The following is a 21666-nucleotide window of genomic DNA, read 5'->3' as shown; positions in this document are numbered from 1 at the left end:
TTGTTCCTTCAAGCGGCCTGCGCCGTACGCATGGCTCGGGTGAGCGCCTGCATGTCGAGGATGAGCACGACGTCACCGCTGCCGGAGATGGTGGCGCCCTGGTACCACGTCGACTGGGCGGAGATATCGAGCGGCTTGACCACTGAGTCCTCGGTACCCACTGCCTCGGAGACGATCAGCAATCCTTGTTCGGTGAGAATGCCTTCGCAGGGATCACGCCCCAGATGCAGCGGCACACCCTGCAACTGCAGACCGAGGTCGATATAAGGGACGATGCGGTCTTGCCCCACCTGGGCCATCAACCTTCCCGAGATGCTGTGGACTTGTTCGGGGTTGATCTCCATCAGGTTGTCGACCACCGACACCGGCAAGGCATAGGTTTCGCGGCGCAACTTGAAATACAGCACCGGCAGCACGGCTAACGTCAAGGGCAATTCCAGCGTCAGGGTGGTGCCTTGGTTGGGGCGTGTCGCGATGTCCACACGGCCACGTAACTGCTGCACGGCCGAACGCACCACATCCATGCCGACACCGCGCCCGGAGAGTTCGCTCACCTGTTCCTTGGTGGAAAACCCCGGGAGGAAGATCAGGTCGAGCATCTCGCGCTCGGACAGGCGCGCGGCGTCAGCCTCGGAGATGACGCCCTTGCCGAGGGCCGACTGCATGATCTTGTGAGGGTTCATGCCGCGTCCATCGTCCACCACCAGAATTTGAACCTTGTCACCCAGGTGGATGGCGGCAACTTTGAGTTTGCCTTCCTCGGATTTGCCGGCGGTCTGCCGATCTTGCGGGGTTTCCAGGCCGTGGTCCAGCGCATTGCGCACCAGATGGATGAGTGGGCCCGATAGAGCGTCAATCACGGTCTTGTCGATTTCCACATCTTCGCCTTCGAGTTCCAGGCGCACCTTCTTGGAGAGATTGCGGCTGGCGTCACGCACCACGCGCGGCAGGCTTTGGAACAGGCGTTTGCAGGGTTGCATGCGCAAGCGCATGACGGTGCTTTGAAGGTCGTTGACCGCCAAGTCGGTCTCGCGCACTATGCGCACCAGAGCCTCGTCCCCCTGGTTCAGGCGCGCTACGGCGGCCGACAGGCGGTTGCGCAGCAGCACGAGTTCGCCAACTTGGTTCATCGCCTGATCCAGTCGCGCAGAATCGACGCGGATGGTCGTGTCTTCACGGCTCTGTGGTTCGGCGCTCGGGGTGGCGGGCGCAGGTGGCGTCGAGCTGGCGGCAGCGGCCGCGTGCTGTGCCGTGGCTGGGGCCGTTGGTGTGGTGGCGATCCCCGGTGCGCCGCCCTTGCCGTAAAGCGAGTCGAGCGTCTGGTCGAACAGTGCTTCCAGATCGTCCTCGTGTTTGACCTCTGCGACCGGGGCGGTACTTGCCGGTTTTTTCTCAACGTACAGGCCAATCTGGCCCGTGACATCGGCGCGGGGTTCCAACCAACTGTGCCCAGCTTCGGCATGTCGGGGTACCTCGCGTTCAGCGGGCTTTGGCTGAGCTGAAGCAGTTTGCTCGCCGCGGGCGTAGGCCTGCACCAAGGCTCCGAGCTCGGCAGGTCCGGGTTGGGGATTGTCCCCTTGGGCCATTTCATCAAGCATGCGCTCGATCACGTCGGTGGAGCGCAGGATGGCATCGATCATGCCGCTGTCGGCGGTCAGCTTGTGTGCGCGCAGCTTGTCGAGCAGATCCTCGAGGTGGTGGCACCAGTCCACCATATGTTGCGCCTCGAGAAAACCGGCGCCGCCCTTGAGGGTGTGGAACGCGCGGAAGATGGCACCGAGCACGCCAGCGTCGGCGGGAGCGGCCTCCAGGCGCAGCAACTGGCCCTGAGCGTCAGCCAGAAGCTCGCGCGATTCGGCAATAAATTCCTGCAGGATGTCACTGTCCATGGCCATCTTGGTCCTCAGATTCCGAGTTCGGCGAGCAGGTCATCGACGTTGCTCTGGTCCATGCGTTGGCCGCTGAAGGTGTCGTCGGCAGCAGCGGCCTCGCCTTGCACGTAACCGAGGTGCAGCAACGCGTCCTGGATGCGCTGCTCCACGGCTTGCAGCAGGGAGATGGTTTTTTTCAGTCTCTGGCCGGCCAAGTCCTGGCCCTGCTGACTGGTGAGGATGGCTTGCAGATGCGCGTCCAGAAGGTCCAGTCGGGTGTCGATGAAGTCGCCGTTGGTGGCTCGAATTGCGGCCACTTCCAACTGTGCGGCCTCCACCGCTTCCAGCGTCGCCATGGCTTGCTGCTCGCTCAAGGCCAAAGCTTCCTGCAGTGGATGGCTGGCGCCGGGAAGATCGTGGGAAGCGTGCATGATGCGTTGCACGCCTTCCGTCAGCAGCGCGTCGGCCTCGCGCAGGTTATGAACGGCGGCAGAGGGCAGCGCTTGTTGGGCCACTGGGTCATTCATGACGTCTGCACTCCATTGAGCCGCTGAAGGATGGCGTCAATCTTGGTTTTCAGTGTGTCGGCCGGGAAGGGTTTGACGATATAGCCGTTCACCCCCGCCTGCGCTGCGACCAGAATGTTCTCTTTCTTCGCCTCAGCCGTCACCATGAGCACGGGTAAGGCGCGGATGGTCGCATCGTCCGAGGCGCGAATATGGCGCAGCAGATCGATACCCTGCATATTGGGCATGTTCCAGTCGGTCACGACAAACTCAATGCCTCCGGCCTGGATGCGCTTCAAGGCCTGTACGCCGTCCTCGGCCTCGTCGATGGTGCCGGTGACATGTCCGGTCTGCATCAGCAGACCCCGAACGATGCGCCGCATCGTGGGGAAATCGTCAACAACAAGAAATTTCAAGGACGCACTCCAAGACAAGTCGCGAAACATGGGCTTGCAAGTGATGACGGCACAACTCGGGCGGACTTGATGGCGGGTGCGACAGGAATGGTGTTGGTGTTGCGCAGCAAGGGGGCTAAGGCGACGCTCTGCACCAAGCGCGGCTTGCTCACTGGGAAAAGCTGGGCTTAGGATGCCATGAGTGCGCTCAAGCCACGGTGTTTCGTGTCGTTACTTGCCGCGAAGGCCGAGCAAGGCTGAAACAGCCTGCGCCACCGGCCGCCAGACCCGTCAATCACAACTTTTCCAGCTGCTGCCGCCATGTATTTATTGATCGGTTATGTCCTGTCCCTCGGCGCGATTTTTGGCGGTTATGTGCTGGAAGGCGGGCATGTCGGGGCGTTGCTGCAGCCTTTCGAATTACTCATGATCGGGGGGGGAGCCTTCGGCGCATTTTTCGCGTCCACGTTCCCGAAATCATTCAAGGCCACACTCAAGGCCCTGCCCATGGCGATGAAGGGCACGACCTATTCCAAGGCCGCTTATCTGGAGTTGCTGTCGCTGCTCAATGAGTTGTTCACCCGCATGCGGCAGAACGGCTTGATGGCGATTGAAGGCGATGTGGAAGATCCGAAGAACAGCGAGATTTTCAAAAAATACCCACTGCTCTCGGCCGACCACCATGTGCTGGAATTCATCACCGATTACCTGCGCTTGATGATCGGTGGCAACCTGGGCGTGATGGAAATGGAAAACCTGATGGACGTCAACATCGAAACGCATCACCGCGAGATGGAAATTCCCATCCACGCCATGACGCGTACCGCGGACAGCATGCCGGCCTTCGGTATCGTCGCGGCGGTGATGGGCGTGGTGCATACCATGGCCTCGGTTGACAAGCCGCCAGCGGTTCTGGGCGAGTTGGTGGGCGCTGCGCTGGTAGGAACCTTCCTGGGCATCTTGATCGGTTATGCCATCCTTGCGCCAGTCGCTTCGCGCATGGAGGATCGTGCCCATGAAGGCACCAAAATGCTGGAATGCATCAAGGTTGCCTTGCTGGCGACGATGAATGCTTACCCTCCCCAGGTGGCCGTGGAATTCAGCCGTAAGGTGCTGTTCTCGGGTGAGCGGCCGAGCTTCAGTGAACTCGAATCGCATCTGCGCGAAGCCAAGGGGAAATGAACCATGGCCGACGCGAAGCCACGGCCGATCGTCATCAAGAAGATCAAGAAGGTCAGCGGTGGCGGGCACGGCACCGCCTGGAAAATCGCCTATGCCGACTTCGTCACGGCGATGATGGCGTTTTTCTTGTTGATGTGGCTGCTGGGCTCGACCACCAAAGCGCAACTGCAGGGCATTGCCGAGTATTTCCAGAACCCGGAGAAGGTGTCGCTCGAAGGCGGTTCGGGCGCTGGTTCAGCAACCTCGGTGATCCAGGGTGGCGGTACCGATTTGACGCGCACCGCCGGCCAGATCCGCAATGGCGCAACGCCGGGAAAAACCGTGGCGCCGAATGCGACGACCATGCGCGAGGAACAGATCGACAAGCAGAACCTCGAAGCGTTGAAAAAGGCTTTGGAATCACAAATCGAAGCCAATCCCCAGCTCAACGCATTTCGTTCGCAACTCCTGATCGACATCACCCCTGAGGGCTTGCGCATCCAGGTGGTCGACAGCGACAAGCGGCCGATGTTCAGCCTGGGTGGGGCCGGGCTGGAAAGCTACGCCCAAACGATCTTCCAGGACATCGGGCCGACGCTGAACCGGTTGCCCAACCACATCAGCATCACCGGGCATACCGATGCGCTCAGCTATCAGAACCAGGGCAAGGGCTACAGCAATTACAACCTGTCGGCGGATCGGGCGAATGCGGTACGGCAGGTGTTGGTGCAATCTGGCCTGGATGAGGCCAAAGTTCTGCGCGTTGTCGGCATGGGCTCGGCCGCACCCTACGAGCCGAAAAACCCGAATTCGCCGCTCAATCGGCGGGTGAGCATCGTGGTCTTGTCCAAGCAGGCTTACGCTCGTATCCTTGCGGACCAGGGTGCCGAGCAGACGGCGGGTACTTCGGCACAAGCGCAGGCACAAATCCAGCATGCAGGTCAAACAGCTGGAGTTGCGGCAGCCGCTCCGGCGACAGCTTCAGTTGCAGCAGGAGGGTTGGTGTGATTGCCGGCTTTGCAGGGCGCGATTGCCGCACCACCGCCCGCGGCGGCTGGAAGCCCGGTGCGCGGCCTGCCATGTACTTTATGTTCAAGTCCTGCCAGATTGTGTCGTCAGATCGGATACTAGGAGTATGTCAGCGATGAATCCCATCCAGAATTCCATCACGAGCCCGACGAGTGGAAGCACGCGGAAGGTCGAACTTGGCACCAAACATGGCAACGACGCCGCCAAGTCGTCGGGCGCCAGTGCGGCTGGGGTCTCGGCCGGAGGCGATATGGTTTCGATCTCGAACTCTGCCCGCTTGCTCAATACCGCCTCTTCGGCCCCGGTCGCAGGCGCTTCAGACCAGCGCATCTCCGAACTGAAAGCGGCCGTTGCCTCGGGCCAGTACACGGTCAATACCCAGAAAATTGCCCAGGGACTGTTGCGCGATAGTCAGGCGCTGCAAAAGGCCACGGGCCAATAAATCATCCAATCGCCTCCCCACTGTGAGCAGGTATGCTGCAGCCAGAAGTCCAGCCACAGGCACGGCCATGATGCAGCGTGAACAACTCGATTCCATCTTGCAATCGCAATATCGGTTGCTTGAAAACATTGGTCAGGTTTTGCAAGCTGAGCTGGAGGCCATGCTCGCCGGAAATACGACCGAGCTTCCGGCTCTGGCCGCACGCAAGCTGGCCATTTGCGGCGAACTGGAACAGCTTGAACTGGCGAGAGCGCGATGCGCAGATGAAGCTGGGTCGGGGCTGTTACACGATCCCCCAGCACCCATGGCGTTGGACCATGCCGCCCGATCCCGCAAAATCCGGGAGCTGGCCCAGGCCGTGACGGCGGCTAACCAGCGTAATGGACTGGTCGTTTCCGCGCTTATCCGCAACACTCGGGGCGCGCTCGATATTTTGCGTGGCATTCCCGCCGCCGAGGCTGCGGGCGTGTATGGGCCATATGGTCAGGCGCTTGGCGGTCATCAGGCCAGCAAGACCTTGGCCAGCGCCTGACGGCTGCTAGCCAGCATGCTCATTCTCAGTCGTCATGCCGGCGAAGCGATCCGCATCGGGCAGGACGTCCGTATCGTCGTTGTCCATGTTGGCGGCGGCAAGGTGAGGTTGGGCATCGAAGGGCCGAAACAATTGCGCATCCTGCGCGAAGAGCTCTACACCTTGGTCAGCGATCTTAATCAGCAGGCGCAGGCTCCGGACCAGGGTACGCTCGATGCCTGGCTGGAAGGCACCAAGACGCCGCGTTGAGCAGCCCTACGGCGACCATTCCGAGACCATTGACGTGACGATTTGCTCCACCCGATTCGGCCCGCAGGACATTGCCCCCGAGCAACGCTGGGTTTGCGCCCAGCCCATGCCGGGTTTCGAGGCCTTGCGCGAGTTCGCGTTGTTACGGCAGGCGGGGCAGGGGCCATTCATCTGGCTGCAGTCGCTGGAAGCACTCGAACTGGCCTTCCTGATCGTGGATGCATCCTGCTTTGGCCTGAGTTTTCAACCCCCGACTGATGCCGATCTGGCCGGGTTCGATGCGCCGCCAAGCGTGCTCGTCATCCTGCCGCACAGACCGGGCGATGCACTGCGCGTGCATCGCTTGGCGCCACTTTTGTTCGACGTGGCGCATGCCAGGTTCGTGCAATATGTGTACGAGCCGGAACAAGTGCTAGGAGAGGGCCTGTGGACGGGGGCGTCCAGCGCATGGCCGGATGCCACCATGCAACCCCGTATCGTGCAGGTGCAGTGCCTGGCCGAGCCTGCTGCTGCCGGGGTTGGCACTGGGGAAGTCGGACGTGAATCAGGTTCTACCTTCCCGTAGCAGTTGGCGGTCGCGGTGCTGCACATAGTTCATGATGCGCTGTTCGAACGCTGGGGTCATGTTCAGGAACTGGATGCCGACGGGGCGCACCGGCTGTCTCACCTTGTTGCTGCGGATGGCGCCAACGAATCGGACTTGCGCCTCGCTGGCCAGCTCCACACCGTCCAGGTCGAAGCGCACCAGAGGAATGTATTCGCCTTGGGTCAGCGCGAAATCCGTGGGTGAGGTGAGCAGGATGCGCATGCCACTGCCACTGAGATCGTGACATTGCCCCCGGACGGGGCGGGCGCCGCGGCGTTGCAATTCAACCTGTCCGGCATCGCCAGCATTCACCAACACACGGTAGTGGCCGCGTCGCTGCAGGTAATAGGTGGTTTCGGGGTAGGCGATGCGTAGCGCACCATAGCCTTCCCAGTCGACGGCCTGAATCAAGTGACTCTGAAATCCGACGTAAACCCCATCCGAGCGTCCCAGGCAGAAAAAGGGCTGACCTTCAGCCACGCGCCTGCTGCCGTGCGCGGGGTTGAGCTCGTCAATGATGAGTTCTTCATTCTTCCGGTCGAGGTGCAGCAGCAGCGAGGTGAACTCCTCGGCGTGTTCGCTCGGAATCACGGCCAGTGCTTCGCGGGTTCGGGCAATCTTGCCCAGAACATGTTCGGCTTTCTGGTGCGTGGTCAGACGGAACTCGTCTTTGAACAGCTTGTTGGCAACTTCACGCATCTTCGTACTTGGGAATGGGTTTAGGGTCTGTTCACGCTATTTCTCCACCTGCGTTGCCCCCAGACGGGGGGCTGGGCAGCGCATTGCGGCTTGCGCCTTGCACTGCATCTGCCCAGTCCCCCGTCGCAGGTGGAGAAATAGCGTTAACAGGCCCTAGATTCCCAGGCTGTCAGACCAGGCCAGAGCTTCCAGGTGAGAAGAGGTGACGCGCTGGCGGCTCAGACCCAACAAGCTGATGTGAAGATCGACATCCATCCAGTTCTGTTGTTCGCAGGCTTCGACAATCTGCAGGTATGGCCCGAAAATGCCATGATGACGCTTCAGGGCCATGGTGATGGACTCGGACAGGGAAATTTCCTCGAGTGCCTTGTCCAACGGCACGCCGAGCATGACGTCGAGCATGGAGAACACGCCAACGACAAATGCGTTGTCGACATCTTCCGCCGAAAGGGAGCCTTGCACCAGAAGCTCCATCATGCGGCCGCGTGTGATGGCGTTGCCTGCGATGGCGGATGCGGCGCTGTTGCCCGGGGTTGTCGCCATCAACAGCACCAGCCAGCGGAACAGCTTCTTATAGCCCAGGATCATCACAGCATGGCGGAACGAGGTGATTTCCGACATCAGCCCAAATCCCGATGAGTTGATGTAGCGCAGCAGCTTGAACGACAGAGCCGGGTCGCGCTTGAGCACTTCTTCGATGCGCGGAATCTCGGCTTGCTTGTTGACCAGGTTGATGAGCTGCAGGACCGTGGAGTAGGCCGGGTTAAAGACCTTGGCGCTCACGGTCTGTGGTCGGGCGAAGTAATAGCCCTGGAACAAATGGAAGCCCGCGTCGAAGAATTCACGGAAAGCCTGAACCGTTTCCACTTTCTCGGCAATGAGCTTGAGGTTGCGCAGGTGCTCGACCTTGCGCATCAGTGCAGGAACGACGCCGACCGGCAGTGCTCGCACATCCACCTCCAGGAAGCTCAGCGTCGGTAGCCATGCCGCATAGGGGGCCGTTGCCGCAAAAGTTCCCGCTGCCAACCGAAAACCACGTTCGCGTAGCGCCAGCATACGGGGCAGCGCCTCGGCAATGAGCTGCGCATCATCACTCGTGGCGCGCGGCAACTCAAGCACGATGCGTTCAGGATGCACGATGTCGAAATGCTCACCGCTCAAGTCATCCAGCCGCACGTTGATGAAGGCCAGCTTGTCGCCAAACAGATTTTCCGAAGAGATGTTCGACAGCGCGTTGAACAGGAAAGCGGTGTCGGAAGCGCGCGTGTGGGTGGCGGGCGCCTCCGTACTGGTGGCCGTGGCGCGCGACAGTAACTCGTAACCTGTGATGTGCTGCTGCCGGTCGACGATCGGCTGGCGTGCGATATAGGTGTAACTATCGTCGTTACTGACAGCAGCCTGCTCGCTGACGAGGCTTGGCGATGTCGATTGGGCAGATGATTCGGCGGGGGTCTGCATGCTGAAATGGTGCTGGGATGCTGGCGATGTGAGGAAGTTTCAGTTCGGTTTCGATGCTATCAGCCCGCAGCACCGCCGCAGTGGCCAGACTCGAGCGGGTGTTCGTGGGCTCAGGCCGTCCAGGTTTTGAGCCAGGCATCGAGGTGGTCTTCCATCATCCAATGGGCCAGTACCTTGGCGCGCAATGCGTCGCCCTGGGCGCGCAATGCGGCGCGGTCGGCGATGGCGTCACGCAGGGCGCGACTCCAGTCGCGGAAGCGATTGGCCACGCGGGTCACCGGGAAATCCCCCTGATAAGGCGGCAGATCCGAGCAGATCACCGGATAGCCAAGGATGCCGTATTCAAGAAGACGCAAATGACTCTTGGCTGCGTTGAACGCGTTGTCTTCAAGGGGAGCGACAGCGAGGTCCAGATCCAGGCTGGAGAGCTTGGCCGCGTACTGGTCCAGCGGCACGCCCGGGTGAAATTCCTTCACCAGCGGCTTGAGTGCCTCCGGGCACAGGCCGAAGAACACCCAGTCCACCTCGGCGGCTGTTTCCCGCACGACATCGACGATGAGTTCCAAATCTCCGGTGTGCCCGATGCCGCCCGCCCAGCCCACACGCGGCCGGGCTCGCTCGGCGCGAACCGGCTGCAGGGCACCCCAGCGCGCGGCTTCCAGATAGTTGGGCATGACCACCACCTCGTCACTGAACCCGGCATAGGCCTTCGCCAGTGGCTCAGTGGCCACGACCAAGCGGTTGCACAGGCCGGCGGCCTTGCGGAAGCGCTTGGCGATGTCTTTATGGATGCTACTTTTGTGCACGCTCTTGAGCGGTAGATTGGTGATGAGATCGTCAATCTCGAACACGCGAAATGCCTTGCTGGTGCGCGCGTGTCGTTCCAGCGCCTCGATCTGCGGCCATTCCATCTGGCGTTGCACCACCAGGCTGTCGGGCTGCATGCGCTCCATTTCCGCGGGCTCGTACAGGCGCATGGTTTCCCAGCCCTGAGTGACGCCAGCGCGGTTGAGCGCACGCATCGGCGCGATGATTCGATATTCGCCGCAACCTTCGCGGTCAGCGGGGTGTACCAGGATGCGCGGACGCGGGTGCCAGGCCGGATCCCAGCTCAGGGGCGGCTGATCTTCCAGCAGAAAGTCGGTGCTGGCCAGGCTGAGGTGGCGGTTGTAGGCCGGGTCGAACGCCAGCTTCGGCAGCCATTTGGCGTACATCGCATCCTTCTCGGCAGCAAAGCGCCTGAGCTTGGCCTCGTCCGGCTTCTTGGCTTGGAGAAAACCGCCGGGCCGTCCCAAGGTTTTCTCACCCCCTCGTGGGGCGACCGCCGCTTGCGGCGGGCTGGGGGCCTCTTGTTCCACCTTGCCTTTCTGACTCGCCGAGCCTTCGTGCATCAGCAGGGCATAGGGTGTCCAGACGACGCGCAGGCCGGCTTCGCGCACCTTCAGGCACAGGTCGATGTCGTTGTACGACACCTTGAAGTCGTTTTCGTCCAGTCCGCCAACTTGCCCGTACACGCTCTTGCGCACGAGCAGGCATGCACCTGTGACGGCGGAATAGTTCTGCGTCAATTGGGCGCGACCGAAATAACCGCGGTCTTCGGGCGCGCGGGCGATGAAGGGATGTTCGGCCGGGCCCCGCATGCCGAGGATGACGCCGGCATGCTGGATCTTGCCGTCCGGGTACAGCAGCTTGGCGCCGACGATGCCCACGTCCGGGCGCAGGGCATGGCCCATCATCTCGTCGAGCCAGTCCTCGTGCAGCACCGCGGTGTCGTTGTTCAGCAGCAGCAGATAGTCGCCGCGCGCCGCACGCGCCGCGGTGTTGTTCATCGCCGAGAAATTGAACGGACCGGGCTGGCGGATCACGCGCAGACGGTCGCCGAGTTCGGCCTCCTTGGCCTCGATCGCGGCCAGGTATTTGCAAGCATCGTCAGCCTGGCTGTCGTTGTCGATGATGAGGATTTCATAGCGCGGCCAGCGCGTCTTCTCGATCAAGGACTCGATGCAGCGCTGCAGCATGGGCAACTGGTCGCGCGTCGGCACCAGAATGGACACCAGCGGCTTGACTTCGGGCAAGGGCCAGTGGACGCGGAACGCGGGCGGGAAAGGTCCGGGCTGGACCGTCGCGGCGATGCCCAGGCGCTGGAAATGCCGCTCCAGCGCAGCCTGGCCCGCAGCCAGAATCTCCGGGACCGATTTGCGCGTGTGCCCGGAACCCTGCAGCCGGTGGTACAGCACCTCGGGCACATGGCCAATCGCGGCATCCCCCGCCCCCGTGGCGTGCAGATGCTCCCAGGCGCGCAGCGCGAGGTCGTAGTCCTCGGCGCCTTCGTGCGCGGCGTCGAATCCCCCCAGGGCCGCGAACAGGTCGCGCCGCACCAGCATCAGTCCGCCGACGTAGGGCAGGCTGCGCAGATAGTCCAGATTGAAGTCCGGCTTGCAATGCGGGTTGACATGCTGGCCGTCGGGCGTGAGGTTGTCCTCGTCGGTGTAGACCAGTTGCCATTCCGGATGCTCGCGCACGGCATGGGCTATGCGGAACAGCGCGTCGGGCGCGAGTTGGTCGCCGGCGTCGACCAGGCCAAGCCAATCCGCGCCGTTGTCTTTCAGCGCTTGGTTGGCCGCATGCAGCAATGCAACAGCCGATTCCGCTTGCGGAAGGTTCAGAGCCTGTGCGCCGAGCCACTGCGCGTCGAGGCTGGCGGCCGTGGCCTGGGCAGGCTGGGTGGCATGCGGGAGCAAGGCGAGGGCGAATCGCGGCGGCGGCTTGGCGCTGGCCCAGCCGCCGATGGTCTGCAGCGCCCAGTCCTTTTCCCGGGGCAGCCAGCGGCCTTCGGGCAGCCAGGGATGGATGGGCCGCGGAGGTTCGGCCAGGATGTTGCCGGCGGTATCGGCAATCTGAAAGCCGGCTTTCTCGGCGCTCAGCGCGAACAAGCGCTCCACGGCATGCGCCAAGGTCGCATCGATCTGGCCTTCCTCCGCGTCGAAATCGGCTTCGCTCAGATTCAGCGCCAGCAAGGGATCCAGCGCCTGAGGACGGCACCAGAACATGGACCCGGCGAAATAGCCATGGCGCGAGACATCGGGGGCGATGCCCATGCGTTGGGTCAGCCCGGCCAGGCGTGGCAGATTGGGGTCGCCGCGCAGGCCGAGCCAGAAGCCCGAAGGCCCGATCAATCCAAGCCTGGGGTTACGCGCGAAAGCGGACTGGACCTGCAGCGGCGCTCCCAGCAACGCGGCCATCAGTTCCTGGCGCCAGCGATCACCATCCCGATGCTGGAGGAACGGGATCTGGATGTTCTGGACTTCGCGTAGATGGGGGGATTTTTTGCCGTGAAGAAACAGCAACTGGTCATAACGCTTCGTGCGTGCATGGCGCAACAAGGCCAGACGCGGCGCGATGTCGCGGCCCCGGTTAGGGTGGCTGAGAACAAAAGCCTGCGGGGCGTCGCGTGCGATGTCGTCCAGAACATCCTCACGCCCCGCGCTGAGCGAGATATACAGATCCTTGGGCTCGGGCAGCGCGGCCAGCATCCGGGCGAATTCGGGCCAGAGTTCGGGGTAGTAGAGGTGCAGCAGGACGGCCGTTCCCGTGCCTTGCTGCTGGCCGGCGCGCAACACGCGGGATTCGGCATGGCCGGCCGCGGACGCCGGCATGGCTGCGCGGGTGGGAATGAACACGCGGGATTCGGCGGGTTGCGAGCGGGCGCGATAAAAAATCTGCAGGCTGATGAGTTGCTGGTACTCGTCGGCATCGACGTTCTTGAGCACCAGATGCTCGGTTTCGAGGTTGGCGGGGAAGGCGGCTGGGCGCGGGGTCTGGAAAAAACGGCTGTCGGGTCCGTAGCTGACGGCCTCGACCGTGTACCCCGTCTGCTCCAGCATGCGCTGGCCCTCGTCGCGGGTGAAGAACCGCAGATGGGTGATGTCGAGAATGCCGGATGGCTCGTAGGTCAGGCGGCCCTCGGCCAGCTCGTTGAGCAGCCAGAGGTTGCGGGCGTTGGGAAGGCTGATCAGGACCTGCGCGTCACCGGACAGCCAGGGCCGCAGGGCGTGCAGCGCGCGCCATGGGTTGCGCATGTGTTCGAGGACATCGGCCAGAACCAGGGTGTCGAGGCTCGCGGCCTGCAGCCCCTGGGCCGCCAGATCGACGTCTTCCAGCAAGCCCGGCATGACACGGTGGTAGTGCGCCTGCGCCTGGCGGGCGACATGGGGGTTGGCCTCGATGCCCCAGAGTTCCACTTTGGGAAATTGGCGTTTGAGCCAAGCCCCCATCGCGCCGGATGCGCAGCCGACGTCGAGGACTCGGCGTGGTGGCTGCCGCAATAGACTCAGCAGATCAGCGCGTGGGTTGCTGTGATAAGCCCCGATCCCGGTCTCTTCAGCGCTGTCGATGGACTCCCAAAGATGGGTCTGGCTCGATGTCATGTGTCAGATGTATTGGAACAGGCTGAGCCCTTGCACCTGCACGAAAGCCTTTTGCGCCGCCTGCAGCGCGGTGAGGCTTTGCTGGTACTGGGAGATGACCTGAGGGTAGTTGATGTCGGCCAGTTGCGACTGCTGGGTTTGCAGTTGCAGGGTCAGGCTGGCGTTCTGGGTCTGCACCGCCTGCACCTGCTGCAGCCGGCTGCCGATGGCGGCCTGGGCACTGAGCAGATGGGTCTGGTTCTGGTCCAGACTGGCCAGGACGTTGCTGATGGCCTGGGCGCGCTGGGCGTTGGCGCCGGGGGTTTGCGCCGTGGTGGTGAACGCCTGCTGCAGCGCCTGGAAGGTGGCGAACAGGCTTTGCGGACCGGCGCCCGCGATGGTGAACGTGTCTCCTGCCGCTGGCGTGCCCTGGATGGGGACGCTGATGGCCGCGCCGCTGCCAGGTGGCAGACTGATGCTCATGCCGTCGGTATACGTGCCGCTGCTGACCACCCCGGAGCCGGCCATGCTCGAGCCGGTGCCGCTGGTGACCGTATAGCTGATGGCGCCGCCGCTTGCGGCCGTGCCGCTGAAGCTGATCTGGTATTGCGTGCCGTCGACCAGCAGCACCTGCTGCGCAAGCGCCGGGTTGTTCACGCTGCCCGGGCCTGCGGTGGCGTTTCCGGTGTTGCCGCCGGAGGCGGCCACGGAGAAGGTTCCGTTGCCGCCCGGCACGTTCATGAACAGCGCATTGCCGGGGTCGCCCACGGAGGTTTGAAGGCTGGGGCCAAGGGCCAGTTGGTTCTGGCTGCCGTCGCCCAGATACTGCACCTGGCCATTGGGCTGCAGGGAAAAGGGCTGGGCCTGGCTCTTGCTGCCGGCGAAGAGATAGTTGCCCTGGCCGTCCTGGGTATTGCCGTACTGCACCAACTGCTGCAGATAGCCCTGCATGGTGGCGGCGGCGTTTTGCAGATCCTGCGTGTTGACGGTTGCGTTGTTCATCTGCACGGCGAGTTGCCGCACCTGGTCGACCAGGGTGCCCACGCTTTGCAGGGTCGAGCTTTCGAGCTGCAGCGCGTTCTGCGCGTTCTGGCCGTTCTGCTGGTAGCTGGCCAGGCGGTTGATCTGCCCGGTGAGCGTGATGTTCTGCGCCGCGGCCACGGGTTGGTCGGACGGGTTGACCAGGGCGTTGCCGGTCGACAGCTGCTGGCTCAGGGTATTGAGCGTGTTCTGCTGGTTGAGGATGCCGCTCAGGCTGGCGGCGTAGAACTGCGGTGTGCTGATGCGCATGACGTGCTCCCCGGCTCGCTCTACAGCGCCTGGATCAGCGACTGAAACAGGCTGTTGCCGACCTGGATGGCCTTGGCTGCGGCCTGATAAGCCTGCTGGTACTGAATGAGGTTTGTCGCCTCTTGGTCAAGATTCACGCCGGAAACAGATTGCTGCGCCGCGCTTGCCTGTTGCACCACGGCTGCTGCTGCGGACAACGAGCTTTGCGCTTGGCTGCCTTGGCTCGCAACCTGACTGACGAGTTGACCGTAGGCACCCTCCAACGAGGTTGTGCCGCCGTTCAAGGATTTGGCCGTTTGCAGTGCAGCCATGGCCTGGGCGTTGTTGCCATTGCCTGGGCCACTGGGCGTGAGAGTAAAAGCATCGCCGGATGCGGCGGTGCTGCCGCTCAAGGTGACCTGCCACTGCCCCCCTGGGGGGGTGTTCGGGTAGTTGATGCCGAGGGTCGTACCGCTGGTGCCCAGGGTCAGGTTCCCTGAGCCGACCACGCCGGATGTGGCGCCGCTGCCCGATGTGACCTGAAAGGTGACCGTGCCGCCGCTGACTCCGCTGCTGGTGAGTGTGAGCTGCAGTGGCACGGGCGGACTGGCGAGCGTGTTCGAGAGATTGACGCTGGCGCTGCCGCTCGTGGCTGTAAAGCTGCCCGCAGATAGTGTCAGATTGCCGAGGTTGGAGTTGGCCAGCACGCCACCGCTTTGAACGGATCCGGCACTGCTGACATAGGGCGAGGCTGCAGCGATGGCGGATGGGGCTGTCAAGAGCGACTGGAAATTCAGCGCGCCGTAACGCGTGGGTTCAATCAGAAAACTGTCACCATTCTTTGGCGTGCCACTGGCTTGGGTGAGTTGCACACCATCGAAACTCAGGGGCAAGGCGCTGCCCGAGGTGATGACCTGCTTACTCGAGAGGTTCGTCACCGTCCAGTTTGCGCCGTCAAAGCGTGCCAGATAATCGGATGCGGTCAATCCGCTGGTGTTGACGATGCTGGCCGAGATCTGGGCGGAGCCGGTGTTGCTGCTGCTGGACAGAACTTGCGGGTTCCCCGTCGAGAACATTGCCGCTCCGAACGTGCCGCTCAGGTTCAGCCCCTGCGCCTGTTGCGAATTCATGGCCTGCGCCAACCCATCGGCAATCTGCCCGAGAGCGTTCTGTGCCGGTTGCAGCACCTGGCTGCGGAACTGCAGCAGGCCACCGAGGTTGCCGCCTTGCAAGCCCGAGGAGATGATGGCGCCGCTACTGGCATAGGCCACCTCGATCTGCGTCGGGTCATAGGAATTTGGTGCCGTCTTGAGCGCGTAGGACTGGTTGCCGGCCACCAAGACCTGGCCATTCCCGGTGTACACATTCACCTGGTTGCCCTGTTGCAGCACGTTGATGCCGACCTGGGCCGAGAGTTGGGTGACCAGTTGGTTTTGCTGGTCGAGCAAGGTGTTGGGTGCCTGCCCCGAGCCCGACAGGTTGTTGATCTGGATGTTGAGCTGGGCGATCTGCTGCGTCAAGCTGTTGATCGTGGTGATGCTCTGCCCGATTTGCTGGTTCACGCCGCTGGCCGCGTCCTGCAACTGCCGGGCCGAACCCTGCATGGCCTGAGCCAGTCCTTGCGCCTGGCTGATGAGGTTTTGGCGCGAGGGGATGTCCGATGGGTTGGCCGCCACTTGCGCGACGCCGCTGCCAAAGAATTGGTTGATTGCCGTACTCAGGCCCGAGCCGGTTCCAGCCAGCAGATTGACGATGGGTTGCAGTTGGGTGTTCAAGGTGTTGGCACCACTGGCCGTGGCCGTGGTGCTCCAGACCTGGGACTGCAGATAGCTGCTGTAGCTGCGAGTGACGGTTTCAACCTGGGTGCCGTTGCCCAGATACAGCCCGCCCAGCAGCGTGGGCGGCTGGGCGGACTGGATCGCCTGTTCACGGCTGTAGCCGGGGGTGTTGACGTTGGCAATATTGTTGCCCGTGACCTGCAGCGCCTCCTGCGCCGCTTGCAGGCCAGTAAGGGAGTTGCTGACGAGGCCGCTGATGCCGGACATTTCAGCCTCGCCCCAGAGTTTGGCGCTGCGTGGAAGAATGGAAACGGCCGTAGGCCGGGCCGTACACCGGCTCTGGCAGGCGCTGCGACGATTGCTCCAGTGCCTGCCGAATGGCTGCGCTCCACACCGTCAGGGTGTGCTGCAACCCTTCATATTCCTGGCGCAGTGCGTTCACCCGCGCTGCGAGTTCGGTCGACACCGCAGGTTTGTCCCCGGCCTGTTGCCGGCGCGCTGTACAGCGATCAAGCTCGTCGAGCAGGGGTTGCCAGATGGGTGCGAGCCAATCGGGCGTCACTCTTGCGGCAGCGGATGCCGTTGAGGCTTGAAGCGCCGGATCGTCGTCCAGCAGGGCTTGCCGCTTCTGGCGCAGCACGTCGGCGAGCGCTGCAACCAAGCGGGCTTCGTCCAAGGGAGGGGTGTTCGTCATTGCTGCCGGGCCGGGAGTCGCTGGATTGCGGGTCGCATTGAGTCGGTACTTTGGCTGTTCTAACGTCACCGTGCGGCCAAACTTGAGCCGTCCTGCAGGCCAAGCGCCGCGAGCGCCCCGCGCATGGTCGGGCTTTGCGCCACGGCCAGCAGTTTGCTGGCGTAATGCGGGTCGGTGGCGTAGCCGCTGCGCTGCAAGGCTGCGGCAAAGCCGGCAATATCGCCGCCTTGGCCGCGCACGTTCTGAAAGCGTGAAGAGCCGAGCAGCATCTGCGCGTAGTTCTGCACGCTGTCGGAGGCGCTCTGATAGGCGCGGAAGGCGGCTTCGCCCAGGTGCGAGACTCCATCGCTCACTTCGCTGGTGATCGATGTCAATGTCCCGCCTTGCCAACTGGCACCCGCCTTGATACCGAACAGGTTATTGCCCGGAGCGTGGCTGCCCCAACCCGTTTCCAGAGCTGCCTGGGCCAGAATTGCAATCGGGCTGACCTTCAGCGCCGTGGCCGCCGACTGCACGCTGGGCAGGATGGACTGGATGAAAGCCTGCGCCTTGTCCAGTAGCGTGGGCGGGGCTGTGTTGCCCTCGGATGTTTGCGTCCCATTGCCTGGCGCGTGCGTGATCGCAACGGCGCTGCCTGGACGGACTGTGCCGCGCGACGGCGTCGTGGCGGTTGCGGATGCGGTGGTGGCGTGGGGCCGTGGCGTCGACTCGGCGGCCTGCGGCAGAGCGCCGGGCATGTTCGTGCCGGATGTCGGGCCGCTCGCCTTGCCCGGGTGGACTGGGTGTGCAGTGCCGTAGCGCGTGGCCAGTTCCTTGGCCAGAAAGCTGGCCAGACCAATGCCTTGCCCCTGGCTGATGGTGGTGGCGAGCTGCTGCGTGAAGAGTGACTTGAACATCGGCCCGGAAGTGTCACCGAGCAGATCGGGACCAAGGCTGGTGGCGTTCATCACGGTGAGCATCTGCTGCATCAGCAGCGCCTCGAACTGCTGCGCCACGGCCTTGATCGCCTGCGGGTTGTGCGGGTCGGCCTTGGCTGCGGCTGAAAGCTGGTTCAGCCCCTGGAACGAGAGGCTGTTGGCGGCCGCTGGAATCGTTGGCGGCAGAGGGGCCAGGGGCAGGATAGGGGTTTGCATCGCCGGCCTCAGATCACGTCGAGTTGCGCATGCAGGGCTCCCGCGGCCTTCATCGCCTGCAGGATGGCGATCAGGTCATTCGGCGTGGCGCCCACGGCATTGAGGGCACGCACGACAGCCTCCAGCGTCACGCCAGGGTTGAACATCAGCAAGTTGGCCTTGTCCACCTTCGCTTTCACGTTGGTCGTCGGTACCACGGCGGTCTGCCCGGCACCAAGCGGGTTGGGCTGACTCACCTCATATTGGGTGTTGATCGTCACCGACAAATTGCCGTGCGCCACCGCGCAGGACCCCAGCGTCACGTTCTGCCCCAGCACCACGGTTCCACTGCGAGCGTCGATCACCACCTTGGCTGGCGGGGTTTCCGGGGAAACGTCGAGCGCTTCCAGACTGCCTAGAAAACCGGTACGCGCACCCGGATTGGCGGGTGCGCTGACTTGCACCATGCCCGCATTCAAGGCCACGGCCGTATTAGCGCCATATTGCTGGTTGATGCGGTCGGCAATGCGGCTTGCCGTGCCGAAGCTCGGGGTATTGAGCGCCAGGGTGAGCGGCCCGGGCTGGTCGAAATGATTGGCGACCGCGCGTTCCACGGTGGCGCCGTTGGCCACCGTGCCGGCAGTGAGAAAGTTGACTTGTGTGCTGTTGCCCCCCGATGAGGCGCCAAAACCGCTGACCACCACATTGCCCTGCGCCACCGCGTAAGTCTGGCTGTCGGCGCCCTTGAGCGGAGTCATCAGCAAGGTGCCTCCGGCGAGGCTGGATGCATTGCCAACGGCCGAGACCGTGACGTTGATGGTCTGTCCAGGTTGAGAGAAGGGCGGAAGCTGGGCGGTCACGATCACCGCGGCCACGTCTTTGGGCTGCAGGTTCGACGCCACGCTCGGCGGCAGATTGATGCCCAGACGCTGGAACATGTTGAGCAGCGACTGGGTCGTGAAAGGGACCTGGGTCGCCTGATCGCCGGTACCCGACAGGCCCACCACCAGCCCGTAGCCCACCAGCTGATTGACCCGCACGCCTTGCACGCTGGTGAGGTCGCGAATCGCCATGGCCTGGGCCGTCGTGCTGGCAGCAAGCAGGGTCAGGGCGAACAGCAGCCGGTTCAGAAGGCCGGAACGCGAGCGAGACGGTGCGCTTAGGATTTGCATGAGATCGTGTTGGTCACGTGTCGTTCAGAACGGCCATAGCGAGAGGAAGAAACTGGTCAACCAGGGCACCTTGGCCGCGGCGTAGACGCTGCCGTTGCCGCTGTATTCGACGCGAGCATTGGCAATCTGTGTGCTGGAAACGGTGTTTTGCGGCGAGACGTCGGCCGCGCGCACGACGCCGACCACGCGAACGAATTCGTGTCCGCCGTTGAGCATCACTTCCTTCTGGCCGGAAATTTCCAGGTTGCCGTTGCTCATCACCTGAACCACAGTGGCTTGCAAGGTGGTGGTGAAGGTGTTGCTTTGCGCGGTGGCGCCGTTACCGCCGAACTTCTGTGCCGAGGTGGCGCCAATGCTGGGGCTGTAAGCACCGATGGTTGGAACGACGCCGAAAAAGCTGGTGAGACCGGCACTCACGCTGTCGGACTTGTTGATGGTGGTGTTGGTGGACTTGGTGGCGTTGGCATTTTCCTGGATCAACACCGTGATCAGATCGCCCACGCGGTGCGCGCGCGTGTCCTCGAACAAAGTCACGTTCGTTCCGGGTTGCCAGATCGAGCCATTGGCGGCGTGCGCGTTCATGGCCTCGGGCATCGCCGGAACGGGCAGGGGCTTGAGCTGTTCGTTGGCCATGCGGCCGGGCATGTCGGCGCAAGCGCCGAGCAGCAGCGCCAGCAACGATACGACAACAGTGCCGACATGGGTGCGCATATGCGGAGCCGGCTCAGATGTTCTGCTCGGCGTACTGCAGCATCTGGTCAGAGGCCTGCACTGCTTTGCTGTTGATCTCGTAAGCACGCTGCGTGGAGATCATGTCCACCAGTGCAGAGACCACGTTCACGTTCGACGATTCGAGATAACCCTGTTGCACCGAACCCAGGCCATTGAGTGTGGGCTGACCGGTATTGGGGCTGCCGGAGGAGCCTGTTTGCAGATAGAGGTTGGTGCCTATGCTTTGCAGCCCAGTGGGGTTGACAAAGCTGGCGAGCTGCAAGGTGCCGACCTGCTGCGGCGCCGCTTGCCCAGGCAAGGTGACTGACACCGTGCCATCGTTGCCAATGGTGATGCTCTGTGCACTTGCAGGAATGGTGACGGTGGGCTGTATCAGGTAACCGTTGGACGTGACGAGCTGCCCCTGGTTGCTGAGTTGGAAGGTCCCGTCCCGGGTGTAGGCAATGGTGCCATTAGGCTGCAGCACCTGAAAGAACCCCTGACCGTTGATCGCCACGTCGAGCGAGTTGCCGGTTTGCGTCAGATTGCCCTCGGTCATCAGCCGTTCGGTGGCGATCGGGGTCACGCCGGTGCCGAGTTGCAGGCCCGAAGGGTATTGCGTGGTCTGCGATGACTGCGCCCCGGGCTGCGTCAGGTTTTGATAGAGCAGGTCCTGAAACACGGTCCGCGCACTCTTGAAGCCCGTGGTGTTGACGTTGGCCAGATTGTTGGAAATCACATCCATGCTCGTCTGCTGGGCTTGCAGACCGGTGGCGGCGATATAGAGGGAGCGGATCATGGGAGAGGTCTCATTCGAAGGGCGTCGATAAGGACAGGACTTGAGGCGAAGCCGCCATCAGCTCACATTCAGCAACTGCGTTGCGGCCTGCTGGTTCTGGTCCACCGTCTGCATCAATTTGGTTTGGATTTCGAAGGCGCGGGAGTTGTCGAGAATCTGGATCAGGGCCTGTACCGGATTGACGTTGCTGCCTTCAAGCGCACCCACGTCCAGTTGCATTGAACCGTCCTGCTGGGCAGGGCCCTTGGCGTCGCGGAACAGGCCGTCGGCCCCACGCTGCATTTGCGTGGCAGGCGGATTGACGAGTTGGATGCGGTTGACCACAACCAAGGCGTTGGGCTGGCCACCGACAGGTACGCCGGAGATGGTGCCGTCGGCGCCGATCTGCACCGATTGCAGCGGCGGCAGTGAAATCGGTGCGCCTCCCTGGCCGAGAACCGGGTGACCGTCGCTCGTGCTCAGGATGCCGCTGCTGGATACCTGCAGATCGCCGTTGCGGGTGTAGGCGGCATCGCCGTTTTGGGCCTGCACCGCAATCCAACCGGGCCCCTTGATCGCGACATCGAGATTGCGCCCGGTGTGATTGACCGGACCTTGCTGGAAGTCAGCACGATTGCCTTGCGTGGTCACGTAGGCATTGCTCGGCAGTGGTTCGCCATACACGGGCAAGGCGCGAAACTGGGCCTCCGCTGCGCGGTAGCCGGTGGTGTTGACATTGGCCAGATTGTTGGTGACCACGTCCTGCCGCTGCAGGATGGCGCGAGCGCCGTTGGCGGCAATCCAAAGGGTATCCATGA

The 21666-nt window shown here is 62.8% G+C and carries 20 protein-coding genes; 6 read left to right on the top strand and 14 right to left on the bottom strand.

The window, feature by feature from the left end:
- Positions 1 to 8: 8 nt before the first annotated feature.
- The 3 genes from THIX_RS00800 to THIX_RS00790 are packed head-to-tail and all read right to left on the bottom strand — an operon-like array spanning position 9 to position 2823.
- Positions 9 to 1889: a chemotaxis protein CheA gene (locus THIX_RS00800; RefSeq protein ID WP_112488032.1), complete on the bottom strand. Its 1881-nt coding sequence runs from the start codon at positions 1887 to 1889 to the stop codon at positions 9 to 11.
- A 14-nt stretch (positions 1890 to 1903) separates the two neighbouring features.
- The gene (locus tag THIX_RS00795) at positions 1904 to 2398 is read right to left on the bottom strand and encodes a chemotaxis protein CheZ (RefSeq protein WP_112484441.1); all 495 of its coding nucleotides are present in this window, start codon (positions 2396 to 2398) and stop codon (positions 1904 to 1906) included.
- Positions 2395 to 2823 carry a response regulator gene (locus tag THIX_RS00790; RefSeq protein WP_199195211.1) on the bottom strand — a complete coding sequence of 143 codons (429 nt, stop codon included), beginning with the start codon at positions 2821 to 2823 and terminating at the stop codon, positions 2395 to 2397. Before THIX_RS00790 ends, THIX_RS00795 begins: the two co-directional genes overlap by 4 nt.
- 270 nt (positions 2824 to 3093) lie before the next feature.
- On the opposite strand from THIX_RS00790, the gene motA reads away from it, so the two are divergent.
- The 6 genes from motA (at position 3094) to fliW (ending at position 6750) form a co-directional block, all read left to right on the top strand.
- Entirely contained in the window at positions 3094 to 3954 is an 861-nt protein-coding gene (gene motA / locus THIX_RS00785; protein WP_112484440.1) for a flagellar motor stator protein MotA, read from the top strand.
- 3 nt (positions 3955 to 3957) lie between these two features.
- Positions 3958 to 4941, top strand: coding sequence for a flagellar motor protein MotB (gene motB / locus THIX_RS00780; protein ID WP_112484439.1), 984 nt, complete (start codon positions 3958 to 3960; stop codon positions 4939 to 4941).
- A 136-nt stretch (positions 4942 to 5077) separates the two neighbouring features.
- A complete protein-coding gene (gene flgM / locus THIX_RS23280; protein ID WP_158540761.1) occupies positions 5078 to 5404 on the top strand; it encodes a flagellar biosynthesis anti-sigma factor FlgM in 327 nt (108 codons plus the stop codon).
- A 67-nt stretch (positions 5405 to 5471) separates the two neighbouring features.
- Positions 5472 to 5936: a flagella synthesis protein FlgN gene (locus THIX_RS00770; RefSeq protein ID WP_112484437.1), complete on the top strand. Its 465-nt coding sequence runs from the start codon at positions 5472 to 5474 to the stop codon at positions 5934 to 5936.
- A gap of 15 nt (positions 5937 to 5951) precedes the next feature.
- Positions 5952 to 6185 (top strand): carbon storage regulator CsrA, encoded by a 234-nt coding sequence (csrA, locus tag THIX_RS00765; protein WP_112484436.1) that lies wholly within the window; start codon positions 5952 to 5954, stop codon positions 6183 to 6185.
- A 34-nt stretch (positions 6186 to 6219) separates the two neighbouring features.
- Positions 6220 to 6750 (top strand): flagellar assembly protein FliW, encoded by a 531-nt coding sequence (gene fliW / locus THIX_RS00760; protein ID WP_158540760.1) that lies wholly within the window; start codon positions 6220 to 6222, stop codon positions 6748 to 6750.
- Here the strand turns inward: fliW and THIX_RS00755 are convergent.
- The 11 genes from THIX_RS00755 to flgF all read right to left on the bottom strand — a co-directional run bounded on the left by THIX_RS00755 (position 6730) and on the right by flgF (position 21664).
- A complete protein-coding gene (locus tag THIX_RS00755; RefSeq protein ID WP_112484434.1) occupies positions 6730 to 7470 on the bottom strand; it encodes a flagellar brake protein in 741 nt (246 codons plus the stop codon). The genes fliW and THIX_RS00755 overlap by 21 nt on opposite strands.
- A 153-nt stretch (positions 7471 to 7623) precedes the next feature.
- A complete protein-coding gene (locus THIX_RS00750; protein WP_112484433.1) occupies positions 7624 to 8928 on the bottom strand; it encodes an EAL and HDOD domain-containing protein in 1305 nt (434 codons plus the stop codon).
- A gap of 110 nt (positions 8929 to 9038) precedes the next feature.
- The gene (locus THIX_RS00745; protein ID WP_112484432.1) at positions 9039 to 13355 is read right to left on the bottom strand and encodes a rhamnan synthesis F family protein; all 4317 of its coding nucleotides are present in this window, start codon (positions 13353 to 13355) and stop codon (positions 9039 to 9041) included.
- A gap of 3 nt (positions 13356 to 13358) precedes the next feature.
- Positions 13359 to 14624: a flagellar hook-associated protein FlgL gene (flgL, locus tag THIX_RS00740; protein WP_112484431.1), complete on the bottom strand. Its 1266-nt coding sequence runs from the start codon at positions 14622 to 14624 to the stop codon at positions 13359 to 13361.
- Between the two features lie 20 nt (positions 14625 to 14644).
- The gene (gene flgK / locus THIX_RS00735; protein WP_112484430.1) at positions 14645 to 16648 is read right to left on the bottom strand and encodes a flagellar hook-associated protein FlgK; all 2004 of its coding nucleotides are present in this window, start codon (positions 16646 to 16648) and stop codon (positions 14645 to 14647) included.
- Between the two features lies 1 nt (position 16649).
- Positions 16650 to 17075: a hypothetical protein gene (locus THIX_RS00730; RefSeq protein WP_112484429.1), complete on the bottom strand. Its 426-nt coding sequence runs from the start codon at positions 17073 to 17075 to the stop codon at positions 16650 to 16652.
- 65 nt (positions 17076 to 17140) lie between these two features.
- Entirely contained in the window at positions 17141 to 18208 is a 1068-nt protein-coding gene (flgJ, locus tag THIX_RS00725; protein WP_112484428.1) for a flagellar assembly peptidoglycan hydrolase FlgJ, read from the bottom strand.
- 8 nt (positions 18209 to 18216) lie between these two features.
- Positions 18217 to 19359, bottom strand: a complete 1143-nt coding sequence (locus tag THIX_RS00720) for a flagellar basal body P-ring protein FlgI (RefSeq protein WP_112484427.1) — start codon at positions 19357 to 19359, stop codon at positions 18217 to 18219.
- 24 nt (positions 19360 to 19383) lie between these two features.
- Entirely contained in the window at positions 19384 to 20070 is a 687-nt protein-coding gene (locus tag THIX_RS00715) for a flagellar basal body L-ring protein FlgH (protein WP_112484426.1), read from the bottom strand.
- Positions 20071 to 20083: 13 nt separating this feature from the next.
- A complete protein-coding gene (gene flgG / locus THIX_RS00710) occupies positions 20084 to 20869 on the bottom strand; it encodes a flagellar basal-body rod protein FlgG (RefSeq protein WP_112484425.1) in 786 nt (261 codons plus the stop codon).
- 57 nt (positions 20870 to 20926) lie between these two features.
- Positions 20927 to 21664: a flagellar basal-body rod protein FlgF gene (gene flgF / locus THIX_RS00705; RefSeq protein WP_112484424.1), complete on the bottom strand. Its 738-nt coding sequence runs from the start codon at positions 21662 to 21664 to the stop codon at positions 20927 to 20929.
- Between the last annotated feature and the right edge of the window lie 2 nt (positions 21665 to 21666).

The organism is Thiomonas sp. X19 (assembly GCF_900089495.1).
GTDB lineage: Bacteria > Pseudomonadota > Gammaproteobacteria > Burkholderiales > Burkholderiaceae_C > Thiomonas_A.
This window is presented reverse-complemented; position numbering and strand designations above follow the sequence as displayed.